Consider the following 5,095-nt stretch of genomic DNA (forward strand, 5'->3'; position numbering starts at 1 on the left):
CCTTCATATGTTTTAATATGTTTCATTTTTCTATCTTATCTCCAAATGCATAAATAAATGATGCTACCAATCAAACCTACTAGCCAAAATACAATATCAACTTTCCATTCAGACCAACCCAGCATTTCAAAATGATGGTGGATAGGGGTCATTTTAAATATTCTCTTACCTGTAGTTTGAAAAGAAATAACTTGTAAGATAACACTCAAAGTTTCCAATACGAAAACTATCCCTACTAATAATAATGACCAAGGACGATTTAAGAAAACAGATACTGCTGCTAAGCCGCCCCCTAAAGCTAGCGAACCAGCATCACCCATAAATATTTTAGCTGGTTTATGGTTAAAAATTAAGAACCCGACTAAACCACCAATTACACTTAAAGTAAAGATTAGAATAATAATATTATTCTGTTTATAAGCTAAATATGCGTAAGTTCCATATGCAATAATTGATAGTCCTGTTGCAAGTCCATCCAAACCATCAGATAGATTAACTGCATTTGAAAAACCAACAAGCCAAATCAATACAAAGGCTGAAAACAAGAAAACATTTTCTACCATTCCTGCAAATGGAATATATAATTCAAATGGAAAATGATCACTATATGCAATAAAAATAATTAAAGCTGCAATAATAATTTGGCCCAGTAGCTTTTGCCAAGCTCTCAAACCAAGATTACGTTTAAAGTATAGCTTTATCCCATCATCTAAGAATCCGATTAGACCATAGCCGAAAAATGCAATAATTAAAATCCATCCAACCTTACTTAGATCTTTTTGCCATAATGCAACCCAAATTGTTGAAATAATAGCGGCTAAGACAAAAACCACACCACCCATCGTCGGAGTGCCAGATTTTTTCTCATGCCATTTTGGGCCCTCATCTCGAATTTGTTGTCCTTCATGATGCATTTTCATAAAACCGATAAATAATGGTAATACTATTACCGTAAGCGCAAAGCTTGAGATAAATGGTATTAAACTATATTGCATTTTTAGCTCCTTTAAATCTTTATTTTAGAGTAACTGATAATTTGCTGTCTTTATTTATAACTTGCCCTTTAGGTATGGTTTGACTAACAACTTTATGACCCGTACCTTTTATACTGATTGGAATCTGAGCACTTGAGGCAAAGTTGGTTACATCTTCTTTACTCCATGAACGCATATCCGGACAATAAACTGTTCCTGAAGTAAAGACAAATACTTTGTTGCCCGATTCAGTCTTAGTGCCTGCTGCATAAGCTTGCCGAATCACACTTTGTCCTGTCCCGATCACTTCCAGTGTTAAGCCTTCTTTAGCTGCACTTTCGCGTGCAACTGATAGTTTTTTATTAGTTAATTGTGGAACGGTAACTATATGTGGTGCATTGTCAGTAGACATTGATGAGATCAATCTACTCATTACGGGCTTAAAAATCGATGCCAAAATCTTTTCAGCAGGATCTGACATCTTTTGTGGTTGTCTCATAGTTAAATAGACACAATAACGTGGATCATTAGCAGGTGTTAATCCTACCACTGAGAAGATATAGTTATTAGCCCCCGATAAATAGCCACCTTTAGGTGAAGCAATTTGAGCTGTTCCAGTTTTTACGGCAATACTTTTACCCGGAATATTATATGCAGCTCCTGTCCCATATTTAGGATTTAAAACATCTTGCATAAGCTTTAAAGTCGTTTGAGCAGTCTGCTTTGAAAATACGGGCTGACCAACTTTTTCTTTATGGAATTTAGAAATAACTTTTCCCGATGGTGAAACTATCTTTTCGACCAATTGTGGTTTTAACATCTGGCCATCGTTTGCTAGAGCACTATAAACTTGCATCATCTGCATAACATTAACTGTAACGCCTTGTCCAAAAGAAGTTACTGCTCCATCCAGATTACTCTTAATATTTACAAATCCAGGATTTTCACCAGGAAGAGTCACATTTGTTTTCTGACCAATTCTGAATTTCTTCAAATATTCTTTCCAAGTCTCATTGCCCATCTTTTGCTCTAAGGTTGCCATTCCGACATTACTTGAACGAGGGAACGCTTGAGACATAGGAATACTGCCCCAACCTGTCACATTCCAGTCATGAATAGTTGACCCATTAAGAGTAATTGAGCCTGATTTATAATATTCATTTGGATTATAGTGACCAGATTGAATTGCGGCTGTCATTGAAAGAATCTTAAATACTGACCCAGCTTCATAAGAATCTTGAATTAAAATATTACGCCAATTTGAATTCAAATTCTTTTTAGTTTGCGGATCAAAAGTTGGTCTTTGAGATGCTGCCAAAATTTTCCCCGTCTTTACGTCTTCGACGACTGCTGTTAGACTCTTGGGCTTATATTTATCTTGAACACTAGTCATCAAATTCTCTAAATAAGATTGAAGTTGAGAATCCAAAGTTAAGTAAATATCATCACCATTTTTGGCTGCCTTGTAAGTATGACTGCTATTTGGCATTTGATAATTTTCAGCGTCAACAAAAGCTTCACGATAACCATCTTTACCAGCTAATTGTTTATTGAAATACTGTTCTAGCCCCATCGTTCCTACCAAATCTTGCTGATGAGTCTTTTCATTGTTTTCTAGCTGAGCCAGTCCAACTACGTGAGAAGCAAACGCGCCATTTGGATAAAGTCTAGACGCAGTTTCCATAAATCTGATACCAGGCAATTTCATTGCCTCAATTTGTTTGCGCTGACGCATTGTTAGACCTGAACCTGCAGTTCCAAATTGAACTTGATATGCTTTATGCTTGGGATTCAAGTATTTTAATATTTCACTTTCACTTAAAGGTAAAACTTGAGCCAGTTTTTGAGCAGTCTTTTCCTTATTTACAACATACATCGGTTTATTGTCATAAGTAACCGAACTCTTATCTAAAATTGCATAGACAGTGTATGTATGTGAATCTTCAGCAATCGTTAAACCATTGTGATCATAAATTGAACCGCGAGTTGCTTTAAGAACCTCATTTCGACTATAAAGCTGATTAGTTCGTTTAGACAGATCTTGACCTGCAACCTTTTGAGATATACCTATATATAAAAATCTACCTATAAATACAAGAAAAACCAAAGCCAAGACTATTTGGAGGATTCTCCCCACCGTAAAGCGGTAGCCGTGGGCTTTGGATCTATTTCTGTTTAAATTATTGAATTTTTTCATTAACGGACATTCCTAATATTGCTTTCAATCAAGCGTAAACCTTGTTGTTTGGCAATCTTGTTCATTCTGCTAGTTGATGTTAATTCACCAATTTCTTGACGAAGATCGGTATTACGATTTTGCTTAGAAGTAATAGTTTGTTCTTCTTTAGCTAATGTATGTTGTGCATTAGTTGAAGAAACGCTGGCTGAAACCAACATAGTCATTAGTCCAAGTGTAATCACACTTCCTATTGCGATCAACGTCTTTTCTAAACGACTCCAGGGAACACTCTTAGGATTTAATACTATAGTTTTCTCTGGCTGCTCAGTTTCACGTTGAACGGTCTGTTGATAATTTAAATTTCTTGCTGAGCTATCAGCCATTGCTTTCTCCTTTAATAACTACTATCTATAACTTTTCTGCAACCCTCAACTTGGCACTGTGTGAGCGATTATTTTCCCTTAATTCATCGCTACCTGCCATGATAGGTTTGCGACTTACTAGTCGCAATGTTGGTTTTGCATCAGCTGGAGCCATCGGCATTCCCCGAGGGATCTCAACTTCTGAATATTGTTTAAATATCTTCTTAACGATCTTGTCTTCATGTGACTGAAATGTAATAACACAGATTCTGCCACCTGGCTTTAAAAGACTAATTGCTTCTTGCAGCGATTCTTTTAAAACATCCAATTCATTGTTCACCGCTACTCGAATTGCCTGAAATGTCTTTTTAGCGGGATGTCCCCCACTTCTTCGAGCAAAAGCAGGAATAGCTTCTTTAATAACTTCTACTAAGTCAAAAGTCGTGACAATAGGATGCTGACTTCGTGTTTCCACAATTTTGCGAGCAATTTGGCGAGAAAACTTTTCATCACCGTATTGATATAAAATATCAGCGAGCTCTTTTTGTGACCAAGTATTTACAATTGTGTAAGCATCAAGCTCTTGGCTTTGATCCATCCTCATATCTAACCTAGCATTAAAGCGATAAGAGAAACCACGTTCAGGTTGATCAAATTGAGGCGAGGAAACTCCTAAATCATAATAAATACCATCAATTCCATCTGAAAAACCTAGCTTTACTAGATCATCTTTCAAATGGCAAAAATTATCATGAACTAGTTCTAACCTCGGCTCGCTGCCTTCGGCCAAATTATCAGCAAAGTTCAACTTTGCTGCTGAAATAGCGTATTCATCTTGATCAAATCCGACCACAGTCCCCGATTTCAACTTGCTGAGTAAGTATCGAGCATGGCCTCCGCCGCCAAAAGTTGCGTCCACATAAAGACCATCATTTTTTGGATTTAAATTCTTAATTGTTTCGTGTAAAAGTACACTATAATGCTTGAATTCCATAATTATAGTTCAATGTCATCCAAGTCTTCAGCGATGTCGTCGTAGTTTTCGTTAGCATCTTCAGCAAAATCCGCCCAGCGCTGTGCTGACCAAATTTCAATTCGATCTGAGACACCAACGATAACACATTCTTTATCAAGTCCAGCATGCGTTTTTAGCGTCGTGGTCAGATTGACACGTCCCTGCTTGTCGAACTCCGTTTCCATCGCACCTGAGTAAAAGAGTCTCGTAAATTTACGAGCACTTCTCTTAGTCAGGGGAAGTTTGGCTAACTTAGCTTCGATTTTTTGCCATTCTGGTAAAGGATAGCCAAAAATACAGCCTTCCATTCCACGAGTAAATACAACGTTTTCACCAATCTGGTCTCTAAATTTAGCTGGTATGATCAGCCGACCTTTACTGTCCAGATTGTGATGATATTCACCCATGAACATGGTCTAGCCCCCTTTCCAAAGACTAATTTACCACAAATCACCACTTTCTACCACATAGTTACCCAACTTTTTTCTTATTATATTATTTATTTTTTCCTTCTATGATTTTTTCAAAAATAAAAAGGCTGATATATCAACGTTTTCAGCCTCTT

Annotated in this window: 5 protein-coding genes; all 5 read right to left on the minus strand. The window is 36.9% G+C overall.

Annotated features, from left to right (window positions below):
* Positions 1 to 35: 35 nt before the first annotated feature.
* The 5 genes from mraY to mraZ are packed head-to-tail and all read right to left on the minus strand — an operon-like array spanning position 36 to position 4,943.
* Complete coding sequence (gene mraY, locus Q0Y70_RS09370) at positions 36 to 995, minus strand: phospho-N-acetylmuramoyl-pentapeptide-transferase (protein WP_297820276.1); 960 nt, start codon at positions 993 to 995, stop codon at positions 36 to 38.
* A 19-nt stretch (positions 996 to 1,014) separates the two neighbouring features.
* Positions 1,015 to 3,171: a penicillin-binding transpeptidase domain-containing protein gene (locus tag Q0Y70_RS09375; protein ID WP_297820279.1), complete on the minus strand. Its 2,157-nt coding sequence runs from the start codon at positions 3,169 to 3,171 to the stop codon at positions 1,015 to 1,017.
* Positions 3,171 to 3,536, minus strand: a complete 366-nt coding sequence (ftsL, locus tag Q0Y70_RS09380) for a cell division protein FtsL (protein ID WP_297820282.1) — start codon at positions 3,534 to 3,536, stop codon at positions 3,171 to 3,173. The genes Q0Y70_RS09375 and ftsL overlap by 1 nt, the downstream gene beginning before the upstream one ends.
* Positions 3,537 to 3,561: 25 nt before the next feature.
* On the minus strand, positions 3,562 to 4,509 hold the full coding sequence (gene rsmH / locus Q0Y70_RS09385; RefSeq protein ID WP_297820287.1) for a 16S rRNA (cytosine(1402)-N(4))-methyltransferase RsmH: 948 nt from the start codon (positions 4,507 to 4,509) through the stop codon (positions 3,562 to 3,564).
* Positions 4,510 to 4,511: 2 nt separating this feature from the next.
* On the minus strand, positions 4,512 to 4,943 hold the full coding sequence (gene mraZ / locus Q0Y70_RS09390; protein ID WP_297820290.1) for a division/cell wall cluster transcriptional repressor MraZ: 432 nt from the start codon (positions 4,941 to 4,943) through the stop codon (positions 4,512 to 4,514).
* Positions 4,944 to 5,095 lie beyond the last annotated feature (152 nt).

This window comes from uncultured Lactobacillus sp., assembly GCF_947367085.1.
GTDB lineage: Bacteria > Bacillota > Bacilli > Lactobacillales > Lactobacillaceae > Lactobacillus.